17 protein-coding genes are annotated in these 24,591 nt (G+C 72.0%); 11 read left to right on the top strand and 6 right to left on the bottom strand.

The genetic code is table 11. The annotated features are described in order from the left end of the window. Nucleotides 1-234: 234 nt before the first annotated feature. On the top strand, nucleotides 235-1,509 hold the full coding sequence (locus H6693_13330) for a sodium:proton antiporter (GenBank protein MCB9517166.1): 1,275 nt from the start codon (nucleotides 235-237) through the stop codon (nucleotides 1,507-1,509). Here H6693_13330 and H6693_13335 read toward each other — a convergent pair. Then, a complete protein-coding gene (locus H6693_13335; GenBank protein ID MCB9517167.1) occupies nucleotides 1,503-2,480 on the bottom strand; it encodes a hydroxyacid dehydrogenase in 978 nt (325 codons plus the stop codon). The two genes, H6693_13330 and H6693_13335, sit on opposite strands and share 7 nt — an antisense overlap. 353 nt (nucleotides 2,481-2,833) lie before the next feature. On the opposite strand from H6693_13335, the gene H6693_13340 reads away from it, so the two are divergent. Further along, nucleotides 2,834-3,235: a hypothetical protein gene (locus H6693_13340; GenBank protein MCB9517168.1), complete on the top strand. Its 402-nt coding sequence runs from the start codon at nucleotides 2,834-2,836 to the stop codon at nucleotides 3,233-3,235. Nucleotides 3,236-3,360: 125 nt separating this feature from the next. Further along, nucleotides 3,361-3,714: a hypothetical protein gene (locus tag H6693_13345; GenBank protein ID MCB9517169.1), complete on the top strand. Its 354-nt coding sequence runs from the start codon at nucleotides 3,361-3,363 to the stop codon at nucleotides 3,712-3,714. On the opposite strand, the gene H6693_13350 is transcribed toward H6693_13345, so the two are convergent. Next, entirely contained in the window at nucleotides 3,711-4,280 is a 570-nt protein-coding gene (locus H6693_13350; protein ID MCB9517170.1) for a hypothetical protein, read from the bottom strand. The genes H6693_13345 and H6693_13350 overlap by 4 nt on opposite strands. Before the next feature lie 122 nt (nucleotides 4,281-4,402). Here H6693_13350 and H6693_13355 point away from each other — a divergent pair, with 122 nt between their 5' ends. Further along, complete coding sequence (locus H6693_13355; GenBank protein MCB9517171.1) at nucleotides 4,403-4,708, top strand: YciI family protein; 306 nt, start codon at nucleotides 4,403-4,405, stop codon at nucleotides 4,706-4,708. Here H6693_13355 and H6693_13360 read toward each other — a convergent pair. The 3 genes from H6693_13360 to H6693_13370 are packed head-to-tail and all read right to left on the bottom strand — an operon-like array spanning nucleotide 4,705 to nucleotide 9,075. Beyond that, nucleotides 4,705-6,030: an MFS transporter gene (locus tag H6693_13360; protein MCB9517172.1), complete on the bottom strand. Its 1,326-nt coding sequence runs from the start codon at nucleotides 6,028-6,030 to the stop codon at nucleotides 4,705-4,707. The two genes, H6693_13355 and H6693_13360, sit on opposite strands and share 4 nt — an antisense overlap. Beyond that, on the bottom strand, nucleotides 6,030-7,742 hold the full coding sequence (locus tag H6693_13365; GenBank protein MCB9517173.1) for a hypothetical protein: 1,713 nt from the start codon (nucleotides 7,740-7,742) through the stop codon (nucleotides 6,030-6,032). The genes H6693_13360 and H6693_13365 overlap by 1 nt, the downstream gene beginning before the upstream one ends. Beyond that, nucleotides 7,714-9,075 carry a BamA/TamA family outer membrane protein gene (locus H6693_13370; protein MCB9517174.1) on the bottom strand — a complete coding sequence of 454 codons (1,362 nt, stop codon included), beginning with the start codon at nucleotides 9,073-9,075 and terminating at the stop codon, nucleotides 7,714-7,716. The genes H6693_13365 and H6693_13370 overlap by 29 nt, the downstream gene beginning before the upstream one ends. Before the next feature lie 49 nt (nucleotides 9,076-9,124). Here H6693_13370 and H6693_13375 point away from each other — a divergent pair, with 49 nt between their 5' ends. Both H6693_13375 and H6693_13380 read left to right on the top strand, forming a co-directional pair. Beyond that, nucleotides 9,125-10,321, top strand: a complete 1,197-nt coding sequence (locus H6693_13375; GenBank protein ID MCB9517175.1) for a metallophosphoesterase — start codon at nucleotides 9,125-9,127, stop codon at nucleotides 10,319-10,321. Next, nucleotides 10,321-12,609: a hypothetical protein gene (locus H6693_13380; protein ID MCB9517176.1), complete on the top strand. Its 2,289-nt coding sequence runs from the start codon at nucleotides 10,321-10,323 to the stop codon at nucleotides 12,607-12,609. Before H6693_13375 ends, H6693_13380 begins: the two co-directional genes overlap by 1 nt. On the opposite strand, the gene H6693_13385 is transcribed toward H6693_13380, so the two are convergent. Further along, nucleotides 12,606-15,218: a glycosyl hydrolase gene (locus H6693_13385; GenBank protein MCB9517177.1), complete on the bottom strand. Its 2,613-nt coding sequence runs from the start codon at nucleotides 15,216-15,218 to the stop codon at nucleotides 12,606-12,608. The two genes, H6693_13380 and H6693_13385, sit on opposite strands and share 4 nt — an antisense overlap. Nucleotides 15,219-15,376: 158 nt before the next feature. Here H6693_13385 and H6693_13390 point away from each other — a divergent pair, with 158 nt between their 5' ends. The 5 genes from H6693_13390 to H6693_13410 all read left to right on the top strand — a co-directional run bounded on the left by H6693_13390 (nucleotide 15,377) and on the right by H6693_13410 (nucleotide 24,527). Next, entirely contained in the window at nucleotides 15,377-17,023 is a 1,647-nt protein-coding gene (locus H6693_13390) for a serine/threonine protein kinase (GenBank protein MCB9517178.1), read from the top strand. Nucleotides 17,024-17,115: 92 nt separating this feature from the next. Then, nucleotides 17,116-18,477, top strand: a complete 1,362-nt coding sequence (locus H6693_13395) for a hypothetical protein (protein MCB9517179.1) — start codon at nucleotides 17,116-17,118, stop codon at nucleotides 18,475-18,477. After that, a complete protein-coding gene (locus H6693_13400; protein MCB9517180.1) occupies nucleotides 18,474-19,772 on the top strand; it encodes a hypothetical protein in 1,299 nt (432 codons plus the stop codon). The genes H6693_13395 and H6693_13400 overlap by 4 nt, the downstream gene beginning before the upstream one ends. A 129-nt stretch (nucleotides 19,773-19,901) precedes the next feature. Beyond that, the gene (locus H6693_13405) at nucleotides 19,902-21,344 is read left to right on the top strand and encodes a hypothetical protein (protein MCB9517181.1); all 1,443 of its coding nucleotides are present in this window, start codon (nucleotides 19,902-19,904) and stop codon (nucleotides 21,342-21,344) included. A gap of 57 nt (nucleotides 21,345-21,401) precedes the next feature. After that, the gene (locus H6693_13410) at nucleotides 21,402-24,527 is read left to right on the top strand and encodes a PAS domain S-box protein (protein ID MCB9517182.1); all 3,126 of its coding nucleotides are present in this window, start codon (nucleotides 21,402-21,404) and stop codon (nucleotides 24,525-24,527) included. Nucleotides 24,528-24,591 lie beyond the last annotated feature (64 nt).

The raw sequence follows: 24,591 nt of genomic DNA on the forward strand, positions 1-24,591 counted from the left end.
AGCTTGCGACGCGGGGCGGGCGGCGTCAAGACAGCACGGCGCTCGACCTTTCGGCCCCGGCGCGCTATAGCTTCCCTTGTGCCGCCGAAAATGTGTCTCGGGTCTCAGCGCCAAGATCTTGTGCTGTGAACAGGGTTGACACGCCGCATGGAGTGCCGGGGTGCCCGGCAGCTTGCCGCAGGGGACGTCAGACACATTTTCGGCGGCACAAGGAACGCCCACCGCGGAGGACGCATGTCGCTCTTCACCGTCAGCGCCATCCTGCTCACCCTGGCCGCGCTCTTCGGCACGCTCAACAGCCGCTGGCTCAAGCTGAACCCGGCCGTGGGGCTGCTGCTCATCAGCCTGACCAGCTCGCTGGGGGTGATGCTGATCCACTGGCTGTGGCCGGGCTTCGCGCTGGACGCGAGCATCCGCGGCTTCCTGCGCGGCATCGACTTCAACGCCGCCCTCATGCACGGCATGCTGGGCTTCCTGCTCTTCGCCGGCGCCCTGCACGCCGATCTCGACTACTTCCTCCAGCGCCGGCTGAGCATCGGGCTGCTGGCCACGGTGGGGCTGCTCATCTCGACGGCGCTGGTGGGGGTCATGGCCAAGCTGCTCTTCGGCGCGCTGGGGCTGGAGGCGTCGTGGCTGGCCTGCCTGGTCTTCGGGGCGCTGATCTCGCCGACGGACCCCATCGCCGTGATGGGCACCCTCAAGAGCCTGCACGCGCCGCCTGCGCTGGAGGCCAAGATCGCCGGCGAGAGCCTCTTCAACGACGGCGTGGCGGTCGTCGTGTTCACGGGGCTCGTCGCGCTGATCGAAAGCCACGGCGGCGGCGCGAGCGGCGGCCACGGGCACGGCGGCGAGGCGCTGGGTCCGATGGGGCTGATCTGGCTCTTCCTGCGCGAGGCGGGCGGCGGCGCCCTGCTGGGCCTGGCCGCGGGTTACGTCACCTATCGGTTGATGCTGGCCATCGACGACTACAAGGTGGAGGTCATGCTCAGCCTCGCGCTGGTCATGGGCGGCTACAGCCTGGCGGGGGCGCTGCACCTGTCGGGGCCCATCGCGGTGGTGACGGCGGGCATCTTCATCGGTAACCGCGGGCGCGCGCTGGCCATGAGCGAGACGGTGGCCGACTACCTGGAGAAGTTCTGGGAGCTGCTCGACGAGATCCTCAACGCCGTGCTCTTCCTGCTCATCGGCGTCGAGGTGCTGCTGCTCTCCTTCAGCGCGAGGAGCGCGCTGGCGGGGCTGGCCTGCATCGCGATCGTGCTGCTCGCGCGACTGGTGAGCGTGGCGCTGCCGATCGGGCTGCTGCGCTCGCGGCGGATCTTCAACCGCGGCGTGGTGCGCATCCTCACCTGGGCGGGCCTGCGCGGGGGGATCAGCGTCGCTCTGGCGCTGTCGCTGCCGCCGATCCCGGAGAAGAGCCTCATCCTCACCTGCACCTACGTCGTGGTGCTGTTCTCGATCCTGGTGCAGGGGATGACGGTCGGGCGCGTCCTGCGGCGCTACATTCAGTAGCCCTCGGCGAGATCCACCGGCCGCGGCGGCGCGCCGCGCGCGATGGCGTTCAGCAGCGCGGCCAGCGCGTCCATGCGGGCCTCCTCGCGGCCCTCGGCGTGGCTCGCGCGGTGCGGGCTCAGCACGACGTTCTCCACCCCGGCCCAGTCGCGGCGCCCCGGCGGGCAGGCGGCGCGCTCCTCCGGGACCGTGGGATACCGCCACCAGGTGTCGAGCCCCGCCGCGCCGAGACGGCCGCCGGTGAGCGCGTCGTGCAGCGCGCCTTCGTCCACGCAGGCGCCGCGCCCCACGTTGACGAACACCGCCCCGGGCTTCATGGCGGCGAAGGCGGCCGCATTCAGCAGTCCTGCGGTGGCGGGCGTGTCCGGCAGGCAGCAGACGATCGCGTCGGCCTCGGCCAGCAGCGCGCGCAACGCCGCCGTGGTCCCCGTGCGCTCCAGCCCTGGCGCGGGCTGGCCGTGGCGGGTCACGGCGTCCACCCGCATGCCGAAGGCCCGGCCGATGGCCGCCACGCGGCCGCCCACGGCCCCGTGCCCCAGCACGAGCAGCCGCGCGCCGGCCAGGCGCGCCGAGAGCGGGCCGTCGTAGCGCGGGGTCCAGTCGCCGCGCGCGAGCCGCGCGTGGGCGGGCAGCAGGCGCTTCGCCGCGGCGAGCAGCAGCGCCCAGGCGTGCTCGGCGGTGACGTCCGCGTTGAAGTGGCTGTTGTAGAGCGTCACGGCGGGGAGCATGGCGACCTGGGTCCGGTCCTGGGCCGGCACGCCGGCGTACGGAACCACCTGGAAGCGCAGGTTCCGAGCGGCGCGCAGCCAGTCGAAGGACAGGCGCCCGGCGATGACGCCGTCGCAGAGCGGCGCCAGGGCGTCGAGGTTCACGCCGGGGCCCGGGACGCGCAGGTCGATGCCGGGATCCAGGGCTGCGCGAAGTCGATCGGCGAGCGAGGCGTCGAGCGGGTGGTAGTGGAGGACGATCATGCCCCCATTCTACTCCCAACCTCCTTGTGCCGTCGAAATTGTATCTGCCCCTCTCCAGACGGCGCCTGGCCGCCCACCCCCCAGCATGCGGGGTGTCGACAATGTTCACAGCCCCAGGTCTTGGGCCGGTGGCGCGCAGCCACATTCTCGGCGGCACAAGGAAAGGGCTTCAGCGGGGCCGGCCGCAGGCCGATGCCCGGGGTAGCCTCTGATCTCTGGGAATTCCCCTTCCCGGACCTCGCCGGCCGCTCCACCCCGGGGCGGCCGGCTCTTGTTTCCGGCGACGGGCGCTCAAGATCCCCGCGGGGGCCGCCGATACCCTTCAAGCACCCGCGGCGTGGAGTCGAGGATCGATGTACATCATGAAGCGCATGGACTGGGGCATCCACACCCGTTTCACGGGCAGGGTGAGCAACGACGACATGCAGGACTGGCTCGAGGAGGCCACCCGCCTCACGGCGGGCTGGAAGGGCAAGTTCGCCATGCTGCTCGACTTCCGCGCCTGCGACTACCTCGGCGACAAGGCCAAGCAGAGCCTCGACCTGGGCCGGCGCATCTTCTTCCGGCGCGGCATGCGCCGCTCGGTGATCGTCTTCCGCGAGGCGAAGATGGCCCGCGGCTTCCGCCACGCCGCCATCCAGATGGGCTACGACGACTTCGAGCGCTACATCTGCCCGGCCATGGGCCGCGTCGACGACCTGGCCATGGACTGGTTGCTCTACGCCAAGGATCCCGGCGCGCCCGTCGCCGACTAGGCCTTCCCGACACCGCGATCCGCAAACGCCCGCCCCGACTGGCCTCGGGGCGGCGCGATGCGCTATAATGGACTCTTCCAGCACCTCGTTTTGCACCACGCGACACGACACCGAAGGAAGAGGCCATGCGGAAGACCATCCTGCTCGCGCTCGCCGCGCTGGCGATCGCCGGGGCCCTGCCCCAGCGCGCCACGGCCGGCGAGGAGATCCTGTACCAGCCCCGCCCCCTCCCCGTCTGGGGCAAGCAGAGCCGCGCGGACCTGCGGCACTCCCTCTATGCCAAGCGGCTGCCGGGCGACAAGCTCGTCGTCTTCGAGGAGCACGGCTTCACGCCCTTCCGCCTGCGCGAAGACCGCGGCGTGGCCGGCGTGACCGAGCGCTGGCGCTACCCTGCGCTGGGCCTGGAGTTCCGCTTCGACGAGAACGGCCGGCTGATCGAGCGGCGGCGCGTCCCCAAGGGCGACCGCAGCTTCGACTAGTAGAGGCTCTTGACGGCGCTCCAGCTCTGCGTTTCCGCGGACACGATGTCCGGGCAGAAGTTGCAGTTCAGCCAGTTCACCGGATTGAAAACGAAGGCGTCGCCGAGAGCGTCGATCTCGTTGAACTCCGAGTCCACCACGAGCAGCCTCCCGCTGCCCAGGGACTCGCTGTACTCCATGCAGTAGTCGTCGCCGAGCGCGTCCGCCGCCGCGACGAAGAACTCGACCCTCCCCAGGTAGCAGCGGGGGCCCGCCAGCGCCGGTGAGAACGCGAGAGCGATTCCATGGCCCGGCGTGCCGATCACGAGGGGGGTCTCCCAGTGCTGCGTGATGACCACGTCGCCGGGGACGTCCGGGAAACCCGCGATGCGGAACTCGACCGCCGTGATGGCATCGACGAAGTAGTTGAGATCGACGATGAAGTAGACGGTGGTCGACTGATACGGCGGCGCGTCGGCGGTGCAGTTTTCGTAGTCGATCACGGTGGTCATGGTGAACCAGGGCTGCGCGGCGGCGCCCGTCGCGAGCGAGCACAGGAGCGCGGCTGCTGCTAGCACGGCTTTCATGGCGTCCTCCAAGGGCAGGGCCGGACCTCGGTGAGGGGTCACAGTGGAATCATAGCATTCAAGACCCGCGGCGCCCAAATACCGCTACCCCCTGTGACCCCCGAATCTGCTACCTTCCAGCCATGCACTACCTCCTGCTCTACGAACTCGCGGACGACTACCTCGAGCGCCGGGCCGCCCTGCGCGACGCCCACCTGCGCCTGGCCTGGGCGGCCGTCGACCGCGGCGAGCTGCTGCTGGGCGGGGCGCTCACCGAGCCGGCCGACCGGGCCGTCCTCTTCTTCCGGGGCGACGGCCCCGAGGTGGCGGAGAGCTTCGCGACTGTGGATCCCTACGTGACCGAGGGGCTGGTGAAGTCCTGGTCCGTGCGGCGCTGGATGACGGTGGTGGGACCCGACGCGGCCACGCCGGTGCGGCCCGAGGGCTAGCCCTTCGCGGCGGTGAGCCGCTGGAACTCGCGCCCGATGCGCAGTGCGATCACGAGCCACACGAGCACCAGCCCCAGGTTCACCAGCGCGAACTGCCGCGCGGCGAAGCCGAGCCAGGTCGTCCCCGCGAAGACGAGCGCGGCGCTCAGCACGTCGCCCGCGCGCATGAAGAGCGTGTCGATGGCCTGCTTGGCCTTGTACTTCTCCTCGCGCGTCGTGGGCAGGAAGAGCACGCCCTTGAGCGTGTTCATCAGCGAGTAGTCCGTGGCGTTCTCGGCCGTCTTGCTCCAGCGGATGATCCCCAGCACCGGCACGAAGGCCGCCAGCGCGTAGCCCGCGAAGGCGATCACCGGCAGGATCAGCAGCGCCGCGCGCACGCCGATGTACTTGAGGATGCGGCTCACCAGGAAGAGCTGCACCACGAGGCTGGCCGCATTGACGACACCGTAGAAGTCCCCGTAGAAGCGGCCGATGCTGTCGTTCACGAAGCCCGCCGGCGCGCCGGGGGTAGCCGCGGCCGCCGCCCGCGCCGCCTCGCTCACCACCTTGCCGAGGATGTACTCGCCCGTGCTGTTCACCCAGTTCAGCAGCAGGATGAGCAGCGCGATCAAGAGCAGGTAGCGGCGGCCGAAGACGAGCCGGTAGGGGTTCTCGTCGCCCATGGGCTCCTCGGCCTGCTTCGCCACCGCCGGCCGCCGGTCCGACGCGCGCGCGTCGACCCAGTTGGTGAAGACGAGACTGACGAGCAGCACGGCGCCCGCCACCAGCAGCGAGCCCATCAGGCCCAGCGGCGCGATCAGGCCCTTCACGCTCGTCGCGCCGAAGACCGCGCCGGCCGACGCGCCGAAGCCCAGGATCGCGAACAGGCGCTTGCCCTGCTCGGGCGTGTAGAGATCGTTGGCGAAGCTCCAGAACTGCGCCACCAGCGACACGCTGAAGATCCCTATCCACAGGAAGAAGGGTACGCCCAGGGGCAGGGTGGTGGAGGTGCCGAGCAGCCAGAAGGCCACCAGGCAGGCGGCGAAGAAGAGCGTCACGCCGTTGAGCAGGCGTCGCCGGGGCAGGCGCGAGGCGAGTCGCGCGTAGGCCGGCACGAAGAGCAGCAGGAGCAGCGTCTGCCCGGCCGACATGTAGCTCTTCAGTTCGGCGCCGCCGGGCGCGGCGAGGATCAGCGCCTCGCGTACCGGCTTCATGATGTAGTAGCTCGTCAGCAGCAGGAAGACGTTCACCGCGAGCAGCAGCGCCGACAGGCCCTCGCCCGCCCGCACCTCGGCGAAGAGGCCGAGGAAGCGGTCGAGCGCGCTGCGACGTTCCGCGCCCATCAGCGGTCCACCGCCACCACGCGCCCGCTGGCCCGCGCGAGGTAGCAGGTCACCGTGCGGCTCCAGCCGTCGCCGCGATCCACCTGACACTGCACTTCTACATACGTGGGTGCGGAGGTCGGTGGCACCGCCTTGCCCCGCGCGAAGCCCGGCAGCGCGGACAGCGCGACGTTCGTGGCCGCCAGGTCCATCCACTCGCCCTGCTCGACCACGCGGCGATCGGCGCGCACGGTGGCGAGCCGCGCGCGGTAGCGCGTGCCGGCGGCGGGGTAGATGCCGCGTTCCACGCCGAGGTCGCGCCAGAGCACCACGCCTTCCACCTGCGAGAAGAAGTCCAGGGGCGGGGTCTCGTCGAAGGCGACCTTCGCGATGATGTCGCGCCGCTCGCCGAGCACGCGCGCCACGACGTCGGCGGCCGCGGGGTCCACGTAGCGGCCGGCGGTCACCGCCGCGCGCAGCTGCTCGTCGGTGAAGGCGCTGATGATCTTGGCGGCCCAGTAGGCGTCACGGGGCGTGCAGTCGGCGAAGGCGCTGTTGGGGCGCAGGGGATCGAAGGCCCAGGGGTCGAAGTCCTGCGCCGTCCAGTAGCCGAGGCCCGGCGCCGCGGCCGGCCGCTCGAGACGGCGCCAGGCGTCCTCGTGGAGTCCGAGCGCCGCCGTGCGCTTCGCGATGGCGGGGAAGTCCACGGTCAGCTCGCGGCCGAAGGTGGGCTCGGGGCCGCCCGCGCCGAGGCCGAGCGTGCTGGCGAAATCGATGAGGTAGTGCTTCACGAAGCCTCGGTCGGCGCCGTCGGCCAGCGGCTCCCAGGTGTCCATGCTGTTCTGCTGCTTCGTGTCGAAGTGGTTCAGCCACGCGGCGAAGAAGCGCAGGCCGCGCAGCTCGCGCCGCTCCTGGTGAGGGATGCGGTCGTTGGGGTCGTCGGCGCGCAGCCCGCGGTAGTCGAAGCAGCCGATCGGACGCCCCGCGACCCAGCGGCTCGCGATCGCGAGGATGCGCCCGTCCTCGAGCCGCTCCACGGGGGCGAGGATCGCGTCGAGATCCGCGCGCGTCATGGCGCGGCGCGTGCCGTCGGGCAGCTTGAGCGTGACGCCCTCGTCGAGCACGAGCTGCTCGGGCGTGAAGGTGACGACGTTGTCGTCCGGCACGTTGTAGCCCGCCGCGTGGAAGAGCCGCGCGCAGATGGCCCCCGCCGCGCTGGTCATGCCCAGGTAGCCGGGCGGGTCGAACTTCACGAGGAAGGTCGTGCCGTTCACGTCGCGCACCGTGAAGCCCGGCGTGACGCCCTGCGCCTTGGCGGCCACCACGAGCCAGGGGCCGTCCGGGTCGGGACCGCGGCCGGGGCCCGGCCCCAGCGCAACCTCGGCCGGGCTCATCGGGAAGAGCCCGATGCGGTTGGTGAACCAGCTGGAGTTCAGCGCCTCGTCCAGGCTGTTGATGTCCCGCGCCGGCGCCACGGGGTCCCCCTTCAGATCGCGCAGGCGGCGCAGCGGATTGAAGAAGCGCTCCACCGGCAGGAAGAAGCCGTCGCGGGCCATGTCCACCAGGTCGTGAGGTTCGCGGGTCTCGGGCCTGGCGATGGGCGCGCCCGGATCTTCCCACCACGCGACGGGCGCGTCGGCCAGGGGCGCGGGCTTGCGCGCGGCCGCCGGCGCGGCGAGGGCCAGCAGCGCGAGGAGCAGCAGGCTAGTGGCGCACCGACGCCTCTTCGCCATGGAAGAGCCCCCCTTTCGCGTGCTGGAAGTGCTGATCGAACTGCAGCGCGACGCGCGTGCCCTCGTCGGAGTGGCCGATCTCGAGGCTGGCGCTGAAGTCGCCGCCCCCGCCCACCAGGCGCAGGCCGCCGCCCCAGCTGGTCTTGATCGCGTCGCCGAGCGCGTCGAGGTGGCCGAAGACCTGCCCGACGTCGCTGAAGAGCAGTGCGTCGAGGCCGAGGCTCGCCGCCTCGCTGGGCGCCCAGACCGGCCAGCGGTACTCGGCCGTGGCCAGCGCGAGGCCGCGGTCGCGCCAGCGCCCGGCGGGGTAGCCGCGCTGGCGGTCGGGGTTCTCGCCGGCGAGCAGGCGGGTGAAGGCCACGGGGGCGTCGCCCTCGGGTTCGATCCAGCTCGTGACCGCGCGCAGGGCCAGGGTCTGATCCGAGTTCCACAGGCCGACGAAGCGCTCAATTGAAGCTCGGTAGTGCGTGAAATCGGCGAGCCCCTCGTCGCTCTCGAAGAAACGCGCAGCCTTGAGGGCGACGACGCCGCCGTGCGCGGGGCGGCCGTCCTGGTCCGTGCTGTCGTAGACCACGCGCAGGCCGACGGCCGTGCCGCTGGAGCGGCCGGTGGCGGCGGTGGCTTCCGCGAAGGCCGGCCCCTCGCGGTCGTAAGCGGCGAGCCCGCTGGCCGTGGCGCTCAGCTCCAGCTCCAGATGCGCGGCCGGCTCCAGCTCCAGCGCCAGACCGCCCCAGTTGAGCTCCTGCAGGTATTCGCTGCGATCGTCCGCGCTGGACTCCGGACCCAGACCGTAGTAGGCCAGCGCCGCGCGGCGGGCGTGTCCCGCGCTCAGTACCAGCCGCGCCCTGCCCTGGCCGCCGCGCAGGCCGAGCCGCGCCTCGCGGCTGCCGCCCAGCGCCGCGCGCAGGCCCAGGCGCAGGGCTTGTCCGCCGGCGACGTCCTTCACGTCGACGCCCATGCCGAGACCGCCGAGGCCGCCGGCCTCGAGTTCGGCCATCAGGTGGCCCGGCAGGGGATAGGGACCGAGCAGCGAGGGCAGATCGTGGCGGCCCCATGTGCGGATGCCGCCCTCGAGGCCCAGACGCAGCAGGCTGAAGGGCAGCGAAACGAGGCGATAGGGGACGAGAACCAGCGGCGCCCAGCCGGGCGTGGGCGAGGACTCGATGCGGAGCACGGTGCTGTCGGAGGGCGCCGGCATCGCGCCCCAGGCGCCCCACCGGCCGCTGTCCGTGCGCGCGCTGTCCGGCAGCTCGGCGCCGCGCGCGGGCGATGTCCCGCCGGGGCCGGCCAGCATGCCGAGGAGCAGGGCTATTGCCGTGAGGCGTAGCAGCATGTAGCCTGGACCTTGCGGTGACTTCGCGCCGTGGGCGAAGGGGGTAATGATGCCTGGTCCGGGGCAGTCTAGGCGAATTGGACGAGCGGTCGCAAGGAATGCCGGCGCGGCGGGGCTGATCGCCCTCGCGCTGAGCCTCTGCGCCTTCACCTGGCCCTGGGACGTGAACGGCCCCTGGCCCTCCAGCTCGGAGCGGCCCGTCGCGCCGCTGAGCCACCCGAGCGTCGAGACGGCCCTCGCCGGGCTCCCGGGCGGGCCGTCCGGCGGCTTCCGCTTCGTCGCCTTCGGCGACCAGCGCGCCGTGGCCGACGGCGAGTGGCAGGCCCTCATGGCCGCCATCGCCGCCCGCGCCGAGGGCGACGCCCGCCTGCTCTTCATGCTCGACACCGGCGACATCGTGAACGACGGCCGCCACGCCGACCAGTTCGCCCTGCTGGCCGACATCCTCGCCCCCGCCGCCGATCTGCCGTATGTCGTGTCGGTCGGAAATCACGAGCTCAAGGACAACCGCTCGGCCGTGGCCCGGCAAAACACCGCGGTCTGCCTGGCCGGCCTCGACGCGGACTTCGGCGTCGGCCGCATGTACTACGCCAAGCAGCTCGGCCGCCTGCGCCTGCTGGTGCTGGACAGCAACGATCTCGTCTACGGGGATGACGGCAGCGCGAAGGCCGTGGCGACGCCCGCGCCGGGCAGCCGCGCCGAGGCCCAGTGGCGCTGGCTGGTCGACCAGCTCGCGCGCCCCGAGCCGGAGGGCGTGGTGACGGTGGTCGCCATGCACCATCCGATCGTGCAGTCGAGCAAGAAGCATCGCGAGGCGGCCAGCGGCCTCTGGAACCTGCGCGTGGACGGCCGCAGCCTGCCCGAGCTCTTTCTCGACGGCGGCGTCGACCTGGTGCTCTGCGGCCACACGCACACCTTCGAGCAGTTCCGTCTCGCGCGGGGCGGGCGCGCCATGCACCTGATCAACCTTTCTGGACGCCCCCGCGACAGCGTGCTCGGCTGGGGCGCCGGCGCGCGGCGCGCGCGGGACATCCTCGGCCGCGAGACCGAGCGCCTCGCCGACTGGGGCTGGAAGGACCTCGACGGCTGGACCATCGATCAGGTGGACGCCATGACGCGCGACGAGGCCGACGAGTTCGCCGTCTTCGACCTGCCGCCCGAGGGGCCCCTGAGCTACACCGTGCACTTCCTCGACGAGGACGCCCCGGCCGGCCTTCGCGACACCGAGCCGCGGCAACTCGACTGATGTCACCGCCCTTCGCGAGCGCGCTCGCGCGCTGGCTCGACGTGCGGCCCGGCGAGGGCCGCAGCGTGGCCCTGGCCTGCGCCGGGGCCTTCCTCGTCATGGCCGCGCTCACCCTGGGCCGCGCCCTGCGCGAAGGCCTCTACCTGGACGCCTTCGCCATGGAGACGCTGCCCTACGTCACGGCGGCCGTCGCGCTGCTCGGCCTGCCCCTCGCCGGACGCTTCAGCCGCGCCCTGGCCCGCACGCCCACCTGGCGCGTCCTCAGCGCGCTGATCCTGATCGAGGTCGTGGGCCTCGGTCTCCTCACCCTGCTCGGCGGGCTGCCCGCCTGGCGGCGCCCGGCCATCGTGCTCTTCTACCTGTGGACGGCACTCGGCCTCCTCCTGCTCGGCTCGGGCTTCTGGGTGATGACCGGCGGCATCTTTCCCCTGCGCGGCGCCAAGCGGCTCTACGGCCTGGTGAGCGCGGGCGGCACGGCCGGCGCCATGGTGGCGGGGCTGAGCCTCGGCGCGCTGGCGGAGGGGCACGATGCGCGACTGCTCGTGCTGCCCCTGGCGCTCATCCTGCTGGCGGTGCTGGGGCTGGTGCTCGTCCAGCGCCGCGCCGGCGAGCAGGCGGCGCGTGCCGCGGACGGCGCCGCGCCCCGGGGCGCCCGCGCGGGCTTCCGCTCGCTCTGGTCCAATCCCCACCTGCGCGTGATCGGTCTGCTGGTGATCTGCGCCACCGGCGCGAGCACGCTCCTCGACTACCAGTTCAAGGAGGCCGCGCGCGCCGCCAGCGCGGCCTCCGCCGATCCCGCCGGCGCGCTGACGGGCTTCCTCGGCACCTTCTACGGCGTCACCGGCGCGATCGCGCTGGCCTTCCAGCTGCTCGTCTCGGGACGCCTGCTCGCCCGCGCGGGCATCGGCGCCGCGCTCGCGGTGCTGCCGCTGCTGCTGCTCGTCGGCGCGGCGGGCTTCGCGCTGCTGCCCGGGCTGCTGGTCATCACCCTGACCCGCGGTGGCGACAACGCGCTGCGCAAGAGCCTCTTCAGGCCGGCGCTGGAGGTGCTGTTCGTCCCGCTGCCCGAGCGGCTCCGGCGCAGCAGCAAGAGCCTCGTGGACTCCACTCTCGACGCCCTGGCCGAGGGCGCGGGCGCGGGCCTGATCTTCCTCTGGGTCACCCTCGCCGGCTTCTCCAGCCGCTGGCTCTCGCTGGGCGTGGCGTTGCTGGCCGGCGCCTTCCTCTGGCTGTCGCGGCGGATGGATCGCGTCTACCTGCGCACGGTGGTGGAGCGCCTCGAAGAGGGCGAGGCCGGGCTGACCCTGCCGGGCGCCGGCCTCGGCAGCGAGGCGGAGCTGAGCGCCACCTTCACGCGTCTCGACCTGGGCGCGCTGCTGGAGCGCCGGGAGTCGGCGCCGTCGCCGCGCAGGGCGGGGGAGGCGACGCTCGCGTCGCAGCTCGGCGCGGCCGAGACCGCCGACGTGCTCGCCGCCATCGCGCACCTCGATGCCGAGCAGGGCTGGGACGAACCCGCGCTCGCACAGCTCGTCCGCCTGCTCGCGCGCGACCCGCTCATGGAGACGGCGGCCACGCGACTCGAGGCGCACTGCGAGCGGGCGATGGCGCTCATGGTGGCGGCGCAGACCGACCCGGCCGAGGAGTTCATCATCCGCCGCCGGCTGCCGCGTGTGCTGGGCCGCTGCGGTGACGTCCGCGCGGACGACGCGCTGCTGGAGGCGCTGAGCGCGGACCGCTTCGAGATCCGCTACCGCGCTGCGCGCGCGTTGACGCGGCGACGTCGCCACGGGCTGCCCCCGTCCACGCGCGATCGCGACGCGCGGATCTGGGCGGCCCTGCGGCTGGAGGTGACGCGTGAGCGTCCCATCTGGGAGCTGCAGAAGCTGCTGGACGCCGCGCCTGCCGGCGGCGAGGGCGACGAGCTCGTGCTCGAGCGCGCGGAGCTGCGCGGCGGGCGCAGCCTCGAGCACGCGTTTCGCCTGATGTCGCTGGTGCTCGACCCGCAGCCCGTGTGCGCGGCCTTCCACGGCATCGTCCAGGGCCGCGACGACTACCGCGGCTTCGCACAGGAGTACCTCGAGCAGGTGTTGCCGGCGGACATCCGCGAGCGGCTCTGGCTCTTCATCGGCGACCTGAGCCAGGAGCAGCAGCGCGCGCGCCGCCGCTCGCTGCAGGAGGTCGTGGGCGACCTGCTGAACAGCCACGCCACGCTCTTCGCCGACGAATCCCAGCAGCGCGCGCTGCGCCGGCTGCTGGAGGACACGGACGGCGGCGACGCGCGCGACTAGCGCCGCAGCGTGATCGTCGCCGCGCCGAGCTCGCGCCCCGCCGCGCTCACCCGCGCCAGGTAGACGCCGCTGGGCAGGGCGCGGCCGTGCTCGTCCTCGCCGGCCCAGAAGAGGCGCCCCTCGCCGCCGGCCGCCGCGCGCTGCGTCTGCCAGACCCGCCGCCCCGCCACGCTGTACACGGAAACGTCGAGCGACGCCTCCCGCGACAAGCTCCAGGCAATCCAGCTGCCGCCCTCGCTGGGGTTCGGGTAGGGCGCGAGCAGGCGGCCCGGCGCCAGGGCCGCCGGGGGCGCGGCGGTGAGCTGGTCCACGTCGATCGTGAAGACGCTCCGCCCGTAGGTGCCGGCGTAAAGGCGGCGGTTCGCCGCGTCGAGATCCAGCTCGCTCACGACCACGTTGGGCAGGTCTGCGCCGAGCATGCTCCACGCGCCGCCGCCGTTCGTGCTCTGGTACACGCCGAGGTCGCTGGCGACCCAGAGGCGGTCCGGCGTGTCCGGGTCGGGCAGGATGTCGTTCACCGGCGCCTCGGGCAGGTTGCTCGCGATGGGCGTCCAGGTGGCGCCGAGGTCGGTCGTGCGGAAGACGTGCGGCAGCGGCTCCGCCCAGCGGAAGCCGCTCACGGTGACGTAGGCCGTCTCGCGGACGAAGGGATCGCCCTTGACGCTGGTGATCCAGCGGACGGGCAGGCCGGCGGAGACGTCGGTCCAGCTCGCGCCGCCGTTCGTGCTGACGTTGACGTGCCCGTCGTCGCTGCCGGTCCAGAGCACCTGGCCGTCCAGCGGCGAGACGCCGATGGCCGTGATCGTCCCCGCCACCTGTCCGCCGCTGCCGCCGGGGCCGCCGGTGAGGTCGCCGCTGACGGCGGTCCAGCTGGTGTTCGACGCGCTGCGGTAGAGCTTGTTGGTGCCGAAGTAGCGGCGGCCCGGATCCGTGGGATCCTGCACGATGGGCGCGTTCCAGGCCACGCGGTCGCTGCCGCCGATGCCGCTGGTGGCGCCGGTGAAGGAGCCGCCGCCGTTGGACGAGTAGCCGAGGCCGCCGTACTGGTACTGCGCCCAGACCTGCTGGCCGTTGGTGGGATGGACGAGGGGGCCGAAGCCGTCGCCGCCGTAGACGTTCTGGAAATCGTCGGCCGCGCCGCCCGTGCTGCGGTTCGTGCCGTTGTCCTGCGCCCCGAGGAAGAGCACGTTCGGATTCGTGGCCGAGAGCGCCATGCGGTAGACCTGAGTCACCGGCTGCTCGGGCAGGAAGCTCCAGACGGTGCCGCCGTTGGAGCTGCGATAGACGCCGCCGTCGTTGCCGCTGTACATCACCGGGCTCGCGCCGGGGCCGAAGGCCAGGGCGTGGTGGTCCACGTGCATGCTGCCGCCGGCGAAGCTGTAGGAGCCGCCGCCGTTGGTGCTGCGGTAGAAGTCGTAGCCGACCACGAAGATCACCAGCGGGTTGGCCGGATGGACGCGCACGTTGCCGAACCACCAGCCGTAGCTCGCGTAGACGCCGGAGAGGCCGCCGTCGCTGGTGCGCGTCCAGCTGCTGCCGCCGTTGGTGGAGCGGTACAGGCCGGCGAAGTAGCCCGTGCGGTCGGAGTAGATCGCGCACATGACGTCGGGGTCGCTGGCGCAGAGGTCCAGGCCGATGCGCCCGCTCTGGCTGCCGCCGGCCGGCAGGCCGCCCGTGCCCGAGAGCAGGGCCCAGTTGTCGCCGCCGTCGGTGGAGCGATAGACGGTGCAGTTCGGTCCGCCGTAGTCGTAGGCGTCGGGCTGGCGCAGGCGCTGCCACATGGCGGCCAGCAGGACGTCGGGCTGGTCCGGCCGCTGGATGATGTCCACGCAGCCCGTGTCATCGGCGACGTGGAGCACCCGCTCCCAGGTCGCGCCGCCGTCGATCGAACGATACACGCCGCGGTTCGCGTCCGTCTCCCAGAGTTGCCCCATGGCCGCGACGAAGATGCGGTCCGAATCGGTGGGATCGACGCGGATGCGGCCGATGGCGCCGACCTCTTCGAGGCCGAGGCTCGCCCAGGTGGCGCCGCGGTCGGGGGAGCGGAAGAGCCCGGCGCCGCCGTAGGCGACGCTGCCGCCGCCCGGGTTCACCTCGCCGCCGCCGGCGTAGACCACGTCCGGGTCCAGCGGATCCAGCGCTACCGCGCCCATGGCCAGGCTGGGCCCGAAGTCGAAGAGGGGCGTCCAGTGCTGGCCGGCGTCGTCGCTGCGCAGGACGCCGCCCTCGGCGGCCGCGGCGTAGACGCGGTTGTCGTCGCGCGGGTCCACGGCCAGGTCGGTGATGCGGCCGCCCACGTTGCTGGGCCCGCGGGGGATCCAGCCCACCTCGCGGTCGCCGGCCAGACGGGCCTCCTCGCGCAGCAGCGCCGCCTGATGCCGCCCGGCCTGGAGGGCCTCGCGGGGGATCCTGCCCTGGGGGTAGGCGCGCTCGAGGAAGAACCAGGGGTTGGGCGCCTTGGGGGCGAGGCCGTCGCCCGGCTCGCGGGAGACGTCGCGCTCCTCCACTTCACCGATTCCCGCGCGTTCGATCGGCAGCCGGGCCAGAAGCCCGGCGCCGCCCAGGGCGACGACGACGACGAGCAAGGACAGGGCGCTGCGGCGGCTCATGACATGCATGGGGAACCTCTACGGCCACGGGTGGAGGCTCAATTATAGGCCATCGGGCGGGGGCGGTCCAATCGCTTGCCCTGGCCCACGCCCTGCCCTAGACTCCAGGCTGCCTGCCCCCGCCCGCCCCTGAAACATCGCTATCGCGGAGAGACGTCTTGCGCGACCTTCTCCACATCGGCAAGCAGGACGCGAGCGCCGAAACCCAGCCGCTCACCCTGCCCTCGCTGAGCGGGCTCCCTCCCGAGCTGCTCGAGGAGGCGTCGCGCCGCCTGGGGCTGCTGGGTCTGATGTACTCGGCGGTCTACGCCCTGGCCTTCTACGGGTCCTCGATCCCGGCCTGGTTCCGCGAAGGGGGGGCGCCCGAGTACCTCCGGGGCATGTCCGGGATCATCTCCAACATCTTCATCGCGCTGGGGATCGCGGTGTGGCTTGCGGTGCGCCATCTCAAGCTGCCGCCGCACAGGCTGCTGGACCTGGGTCTCATCTTCGAGGTGGTCGCGGCGCTGGGGATCGGCCTGCCGCAGATCTGGGGCCTCTACCCCGAGTACACGCCGGCGGTCTTCAACTCCGGCCACTACGTGGGCGTGCCCTGGGAGTGCATCTGGATCCTCATCTTTCCGCTGATCGCGCCGAACTCGCCGGGCAAGACGCTCATCGCCTCGCTGCTGGCGGCGGCCATGCCCGCGGCCGTGCTCACCGCGTCCAAGTTCTACGGGCCCACCGACCGCGCGCTGCCGCTCCTGCCCTTCTACAACTACTACCTCTTCACCACCTTCCTCTGCGCGCTGCAGGCGGTGATCATCAGCCGCATGGTGTTCCGCTACGGCGCCCGTCTGCGCAAGGCGCAGGAGATGGGGCAGTACCGGCTGACGCGGCTCATCGGGCGCGGCGGCATGGGCGAGGTCTGGCGCGCCGAGCACCGCATGCTGGCGCGGCCCGCGGCCGTTAAGCTGATCCGCCCCGACTCGCTGCAGGGCGACACGACCGCCCGCCTGGCCCAGCTCCGCCGCTTCGAGCGCGAGGCGCGCGCCACCGCGGCGCTGCGTTCGGTGCACAGCATCGACGTCTACGACTTCGGCATCACGCCCGACAGCAGCTTCTACTACGTGATGGAGCTGCTCGAGGGGCAGGACATGGACAGCTTCGTGAAGCACTTCGGCCCGCTGCCGCCGGGCCGCGCGCTGCACTGGCTGCGCCAGGCCTGCCACGCGCTGGAGGACGCGCACGGGCGCGGGCTCATCCACCGGGACCTCAAGCCGGCGAACCTCTTCATCTGCCGCCTGGGGCCGGACTGCGACTTCGTGAAGGTGCTCGACTACGGCCTGGTCAAGGACAGCGATCGCAACGCCGCGGAGACGCAGCTCACGCGCGATGGGCTGGCCTTCGGCACGCCCGGCTACATGGCGCCGGAGATGGCCATGGGCGCGGGCGCGGCGGATGCGCGCAGCGACATCTACGCGCTGGGTTGCGTCGGCTACTTCCTGCTCACGGGCGTGCAGGTCTTCGAGGGCGAGACGCCGCTGGCCACCGTGCTGAAGCACGTGAAGGACGAGCCCCTGCCGCCGTCCCAGCGCAGCGAGACGCCGGTGCCCGCCGACCTCGAAGGCGTGATCATGGCCTGCCTCGCCAAGGAGCCCGGCGCGCGTCCTATCAGCGCCGCGATGCTCGCCGATCGACTCGCGGCCTGCCGGGATGCCGCGACCTGGAGTCCCCGCCAGGCGCGGGAGTGGTGGGACCTGCACCTGCCCGCAGACCCCAGCATGGGGCTGCCGCGACCCGCGGCGGCGTCGGCCAGGCGCTAGCACGCGCGCGCGGGCCTGTGCTAGTTTGCTGACGGACGTTCGCCGGGAGTCCCCCCTCACCGCCGGGCGGCCAGCTTCGGGATGAGGTCTCCATGCGCACGCTGTTTCGCGCCGTCGGGTTGCTCTGCCTGCTTCTCGCGCTGTCCTCGCCGGTTCTCGCCGCCGACGCGCCCCCCGACTCCAGCGCCCTGCGCGGCTGGCTGAGCCTGTTCGGCCTGCTGACGAATCCCCTCGGCGCCGATGCCGTGCAGGTGGAACCGGGCTGGCGGGCGAGCGCGGACCTGCGCGTGCGGCAGGAGCTGCTGGAGGACGTCTTCTATTTCACCCCCACGCAGCCCGACCGCCGGTGGCTCCGGGTGCGCAGCCGCGCCGGCCTGCGCTACGGCTGGGGGAACGCGCACGAGGTCCAGGGTCGACTCTGCAGCGAGTTCCGCAAGATCACCACGCCGGACACCGAGCTGAACTACGACGAGATCATCGTCGACCAGCTGCTCTACCGCTACCGCGCCTGGCCCGGGATCGCGATCACGCTGGGACGGCAGGACATCCGCTGGAACGACGGCTTCCTGGTCATGGACGGCACCCCGCTCGACGGCAGCCGCTCGTCTTACATGAACGCGCTGCGCTTCATGATCGACGACGAAGGCCCCACGCCCGGCCTCGTCGAACTCTTCGTGGCCTACAACCCCGCCTACGACGACCTGGTGCTCTGGAACGACGACGTGAAGCGCCGCCTCACCGACGCCGACGAAACCGCCGTCGCCTTTCGCAGCAGTCCCTGGGCGAACCAGCAGCTCGCCCTGATCTGGAAGCGCGAACGCGACCCCGATCACTCGCGCCCGGCGCTCGACGCCTGGACGCTGGGCTATCGCGGCGAGCGGACGCGCGGCGCGGTGAACCTGATGGGCGAGCTTGCCCTGCAGTACCAGGATTGGAGCGGCGACGGCGCCGACGCCAGCGGTCTTGCCTGGGCCACGCAGGTCAGGCTGCGCCGACCGCTGGCGCGCGATCAGCGCCTGGAGCTGGGCATCCTCTGCTACTCCGGACGGGACGGAGACGTCCTGCCCTTCCGCACGCCCTGGGGACGCTGGCCCAAGTGGGGCGAGCTGGAGCTGTACTCGCTGATCGGCGAGGGCGGAGTGGGCCTCTGGGCGAACATGGCCGGTGCCTGGGTTGACGTCCAGCACAGCCGCGATGGCAAGCTGCTGGGACTCACGCTGCAGGCCCTCACGGGTCTCGCGCCCGACTCCGGCCTTCGCGACGTGCTGCTGATGGCGCGCGTCGAGTTCCCGCTCTTCGCGGGCATCGCGACGCAGCTGCGCCTGGAGACGCCGCTGACCGTCGGGTACAGCAACGTCGACTACCAGGCACCGTATGGGGATGTCCCGTCGCGGCCCATCGAGCCCGGGAACGGCAGCTTCCTCCGCTGGCAACTCACCTACGCGCTGCCGTGAGCATGCGAACCGCGCTGCGCATCGTGCTCGTCGCCGCCGGCGCCATTGCGCTGTGGGGGTCCGTGTCGCCGGCGCGGGCGATTCTCATGACCCAGATGGGGAGGTCGGGGTATCCGGTGAGCCTGCAACTGCGGCAGGACGCGTTGCGCGGTGTGTACTACACGGATCCCATCGAACGGGATCGCGACGGGCTGCGCATGCGGACTCGCTTCGGCGCCTACTACTCCCCGGCGCCGCACCACTACTTCGAGCTGGGGCTTGCGAGCGAGTTCCGGAGGTCCATCACGCCCGAGGCGAAGCTGGACCTCGGCGAACTCTACGTCGACCAGCTCCTCTGGCAGTGGGCCGTCTCCAGGAACTTCGGATTGACCCTGGGCCGCCAGCGCTTCGACTACTGGTCCAACAGCCTCCTGATGGGCGACGGTACGCCCCTCGACGGCGACCGCAGCACCTACTTCAACGCGCTCAGCGCGATGTATCGGCGGACGGAGTTCGCGGCCATCGTCAACCCCAAGCGCGATCCGCTGGTGATCGCCGGCGACGAGCACCGCCCCCTCGCCCCCGCCCGGGAGATCGGCCTCGCGGTCAGGCGACACCACCTTGCAGCCATCTACAAGGACGAGCACGATCCCGATCACCAAATGTCCGGCGTGCAGAGCTGGACCCTCGGGGCAAGGCGCGGGAGGTTGCCCATTTGGGGCGAGATCGCCGTCCAGTATCAGGCGAGAGACGAAGGACCAAGCGGCTGGGCCCTCGCGAACTGGACGAGTGTCCAGATCGCGGACCACTCGCCCTTGCGGAACCTGACGGCCAGGGCGCCATCGCGCTCGATGTTCCCGTACTGGTGGCTCAACGCGGACTGGCTCTTCTACTCCGGCGACGGCGAGCACTTGCGGGCGTATCGCACGCCCTGGGGGCGCGGGCAGTACTCCGCACGCGGGTTCACGTGGAGCGAACTGCTGGCCAACGGGCTGGTCGCGGAAGACGGCTACGCCGCCTGGGCGAACATCGCCGGACCTGGACTGAGCGCGGGGCTCTGGCCGACGGAGCGCATCAAGATCTCGCTGGACGCGCGGCGGCTCTTCGCGCCGCAGACTTCCTGGCGCCCCCGCGGCACGCTCTTCCGCGCGCGGTGGAGCTTCAGTACGCCCCTTGGCCGATCCCGTCTCGGCCCGCCGCGTCACAGGCTGACCCAGAGCCTGCTCTGGGAGTGCCTCGCCCCGGACCGCGCGTTCTACCCCGACGAGCGCTTCCAGCAGTTCTTCCGCTGGGAGCTCTACCTCAACGTCAACTGAGGCCTCCATGCCCCCCTTCCACCTGCCCTGGTCCACCTTTGGCGCGCTGCTGACCCTGGCGGCCGCCGTGCTCCTGGCCCTCGTCTGGGCGCTCGCCGACCTGTCGCGCGAACGCAGGGGAGGTGGGCGGTGACCGTCTACATCCTCGTCCTCGTGGTCTACCTCGCCCTGCTCGCGGCCATCGGCCTCGCGCTGCGGGGGCGCAGCAAGAGCGCGGCGGACTTCGCCATCGGCGGGCGCAGCGTGGGCCCCTGGGTGACGGCGCTGTCCTTCGTGGCGGCCTACTACTCGAGCGTGGTGATCATCGGCGGCGGCGCCTTCGGCTGGCGCTTCGGCCTCTCGACGCTCTGGGTGGGCGCGGCCAACGTGCTCGTCGGCACCACGCTGGCGTGGATCGTGCTCGGCCGGCGCGTGCGCAAGGTCACCGAGAACCTCGACGCCATGACCCTGCCCGGCCTCTTCGCCGCGCGCTACGGCTCGCCGGCCGCGCGCATCTTCAGCGCCACGGTGACGGGGCTCTTCCTCATCATCTACAACGTCAGCGTGCTCAAGGGCATGGCCAACACCTTCGAGGTGCTGATGCACATGCCCTACGTGGGCGGCGTGCTGGTGAGCGGCGTCGTGATCCTCTTCTACACGGCCGTGGGCGGCTACCTGGCCGTGGTGTGGACGAGCTTCGTGCAGGGCATCGTCATGATCGCCGCCCTGCTGCTGCTTGCCTTCGCCGCGCTGCAGCGGGTGGGCGGCATGGCGGCGCTGGTGGACCGGCTGAACGCCATCGGCCCCGGCTACGTCCACACGCCGGGCGAGTGGGGCTGGGCGGGTCTGGTGAGCTTCGCCCTGATCGTCAGCCTCGGCACCTGGGGCATGCCGCAGCTGCTCGTTCGCTTCTACAGCATCAAGAACGCGCGGATGCTCCGGCTGGGCACGGTGATCGTCACCCTGGGCGCCTCGATCGCGCTGCTGCCGTATCTGTGCGGCGCCGTGGCGCGGGTGCTGGTGCCGGACATCGCCAGCCCCGACCAGGCCATCCCCGCGCTCACCGACCTCGTGCTGGGCGACTGGGGCGGCGCGCTCTTCCTCGCCGGCGTGGTGGCGGCGGGCATGAGCACCTTCGCGGGGGTGCTCATCATCATCGCCAGCAGTCTGGTGCGCGACGTCTGGATCGAGGGCCTCGGCCGCCCGCTCGCGCCCGCCGCCGAGCTGCGCGCGAGCCGCCTCACCAGCCTGGGCGTGGGCGTCGTGAGCCTGCTGGTGGCGCTGCGACCGCCGGCCCTGGTGCTCGTGCTCACGGCCTTCGCCTGGGCGGTGATCGCGTCCACGAACCTGTGGCCGCTGCTCTTCGGCATCACCTGGAAGCGGACGAGCCCGCGCGCCACGCTCGTCAGCATGGTGGCCGGCGCCGCGTCCGCGCTGCTCTGGCAGTGGCTGCGGGGCGGCTTGCCCGCGCCGTGGAAGGGGGTGCACGGGTTCATTGTGGGCACAGGGGTCGCGCTGGTCGTGATCGTGCTGGGCACCCTGCTCGGCCGGCCGGCCGACCCGGAGCGCGTGGCGCGGGCCTGGGGCGATTGAGCCGCTGACGGGGCGCCCCGGGCTCTGCTATGCTGGCGGGGGCGGGGGGCCCAGGCCATGAGCGTTTCGGAACGTCCATCCCTTGATCTCTTCGACGCCATCGCGGACCCGGTGATCGTCTGGGACTCCGCCGGCGCGCCCTTGTTCATCAACCGGGCCGCCACCGAACTGCTCGGCTGGACCGAGGACGCGCTCCGCGCCACGCCGACGTCCCTGGCGACCGGCGGCCTGCTCGCCGATCTCCTCGCCGGCGCCCGCCCGCATCTCGACGCCGCCGCCGGACGGATGCGGCTGGGCGTCTGCGCCATCCGCACCGCCGACGGCCGCACGCGTCACGCCTGCGCGCACGCCACGGCCCTCGACGCGGGCGCCTGGCTCCTGCAGCTCCGCCTCGTGAGCGAGCCGCCGGGCGAGACCGAGCACTTCCGTGCAGTCTTCGACAACGCCGAGGACGGCATCTTCATCAAGGATCGCGGCCTGCGCTACGTCGCGGTGAATCCCAGCCTCTGCGCCATCCTGGGCCGCCCCGAGGCCGATCTGCTGGGCCGTCGCGCGGGGGATCTCTTTCCCCCCGACGTGGCGACAACGCTCGAGGACATCGATCGCCGCGTTCTGAACGGCGAGCAGGTGGAGTCCGTCGACGAGCTGCCGATCCACGGCCAGCTGCACACGGTGCAGATCGTGCGGTCGCCGGTGCGCGACGCGAGCGGCCGGATCGTCGGCGTCTGCGCCATCTCCCGCAATGTCACCTCCGCGCGGCGGCTCGAGCAGGCGCTGCGCGACAGCGAAGAGCGCCTGCGCATCCTCACCGAGAACCTGCCGGGCGCGGTGTTCTCCTACATCCGCGACGTGGACGGCCGTCAGGTCGACGCCTACCGCAGCGCGGGGCTCGCCCGCATCCTCGGCGCCGAGAACGCGCGCAAGCTGAACGCGGACGAGATCGAGTACCGCGCGCTGGTGCATCCCGACGACTGGAACAGCATGCCGCCGGCGCGACCCATGGCCGACAGCGACCGTCTCCGCTTCGAGGCCGAGTACCGCGTCCTCACCGACGACGGCGACCATCGCTGGGTGCACGTCCAGAGCACGGGCCTGCCGATCTCCGGCGGCCGGGTGCTGTGGTACGGCGTCGTGCTGGACGTGGACGAGCGCAAGCGGATGGACGCGCGCCTGCGCACGGTGACCCGCCAGCTGCAGGCGCTCACGGAGCACATGCCCGGCGTCGTGTTCTCCTACTCCCGCTCGCCGGACGGGCGGCGCGAGTCCGTCTACCTGAGTCCGGGCCTGGAGGCCCAGCTGGGTCCCGAGCTGGCCAGCCGCGCGCAGGGCGACGTGGACCTGCTGCTGGACCTGATGCACCCCGACGATCGCCCGGCGGTGACCGATGGCGACACCCGCCTGCCGGACGGCGTCCTGCGCAGCGACGTGGAGTACCGCACGCTCACCGACGCGGGGACCTACCGCTGGATGTACAGCCGCGCCACCGGTCTGCCCCAGCACGACGGCTCGGTGCTCTGGCACGGGTTCATCGTGGACATCGACGAACGCAAGCGCATGGAGGAAGCCCTGGGCGACGCCCATCGCCGCCTGCAGTCGCTCGCCGACAACCTGCCCGGCCTGATCTACTCCTATCGGCGCCACGTGGACGGACACCGCGAGAGCATCTTCATCAGCCCGGGCGGCCTGGAGGCCATCGTCGGCCCAAGGCACGCGGCGGCCATGCAGCGCAACCTCGACTTCCACGACACGCTCCTGCACCCCGAGGACCCCTACACGCTCGCGCCCATGCGCCCCGGTCCCGACGGCGCGCCGCTGCTCTTCCACCGCGAGTACCGCCTGCGCCACGACGACGGCGACTACCGCTGGGTGGACTCGCGCGCCACGGGCTTCCCCGAAGTCGACGGCACGGTGCTCTGGCACGGCCTCATGATCGACATCACGCGACGCAAGCGCGCCGAGGAGGAGCTGCGCCTGCACTCCGACACCCTCGAGCGCGCGAATCGCGAGCTGGACGAGGCCATGCTGCGCGCGGAGAGCGGCATGGCCGCGCGCGCCCGCTTCCTGGCCACCATGAGCCACGAGATCCGCACGCCGCTCACGGCGATCCTCGGCTTCGCGGAGCTGCTGCTCGAGTCGCCCGAACCGGATCCGGCGCGCATGCGCGAAAGCCTCGAGCTGATCTCCGACAACGGGCAGTACCTGCTCAAGATCCTCAACGAGGTGCTGGACTACTCGCGCATCGAGGCGGGCAAGCTCGCGCTGGAGGCGCAGGCCTACTCGCCGGCCGAGCTGCTGGAGGAGCTGCGCGCGCTGATGCGCGTCCGCGCCGAGGCCAAGGGCCTCGAGCTGAAGCTCGACCTCGACGCCGGCCTCCCCGCCTCGCTCCAGGGCGATTCCACGCGGCTGCGGCAGATCCTGCTCAACCTCATCGGCAACGCGGTGAAGTTCACGCACGAGGGCTGCGTCTGCGTCCGCGCGCAGGTGGCGAACCAGAAGCTCCAGGTCTTCGTGGACGACACCGGCATCGGCCTGCCCCCCGGCGACCTGGAGCGCCTCTTTGACGCCTTCGAGCAGGGCGACGCCTCCGACGCGCGCGCCTACGCCGGCACGGGCCTCGGACTGGCCATCAGCCGCAGTCTCGCGCGGCTGATGGGCGGAGACATCGGCGCCCTCCGGCGGCCGCAGGGCGGCAGCCGCTTCGTGGTGACCCTGCCGGCCATCACGCAGGTTCCGGCCGGCGCCACGGTCGTGCCTGGTTCCCCGCTGGCCAACGGGGGACGCCTGCGCGGCCACGTGCTGCTCGTGGAGGACAACGCCACGAATCGCACGCTGGCGCGTCTGCTCCTGGAGGACATGGGCGTCACGGTGGAGGAGGCCGAGGACGGCCACGCGGCCCTGCGCCTGGCGAAGGCCGCGCGCGACGCGGGGGCGCTACACGACGCCGTGCTGATGGACATCCAGATGCCGGGTCTCGACGGCTACGCCGCCACGCGCGCCCTCCGCGAGGGCGGCTACACCCTGCCGATCATCGCCCTCACGGCGCACGCGCTCGAAGAACACCGGGAGAAGTGCCTCGCCGCCGGCTGCGACGACTACTGTCCCAAGCCCATCGACCGCAACGAACTCTTTCGCATCCTCGCCGTCTGGCTCAGCGCCCAGGGCGCGAACTCCGCCGAGCCCTAGGGCCGCGTGCCGCCGATGCGGTACGCAATGGTCCTCGACGCCGCCCGCCGCCGCCGCTATGCTC

The sequence above is a fragment of the Candidatus Latescibacterota bacterium genome, assembly GCA_020633725.1.
Classification (GTDB): Bacteria; Krumholzibacteriota; Krumholzibacteriia; order JACNKJ01; family JACNKJ01; genus VGXI01.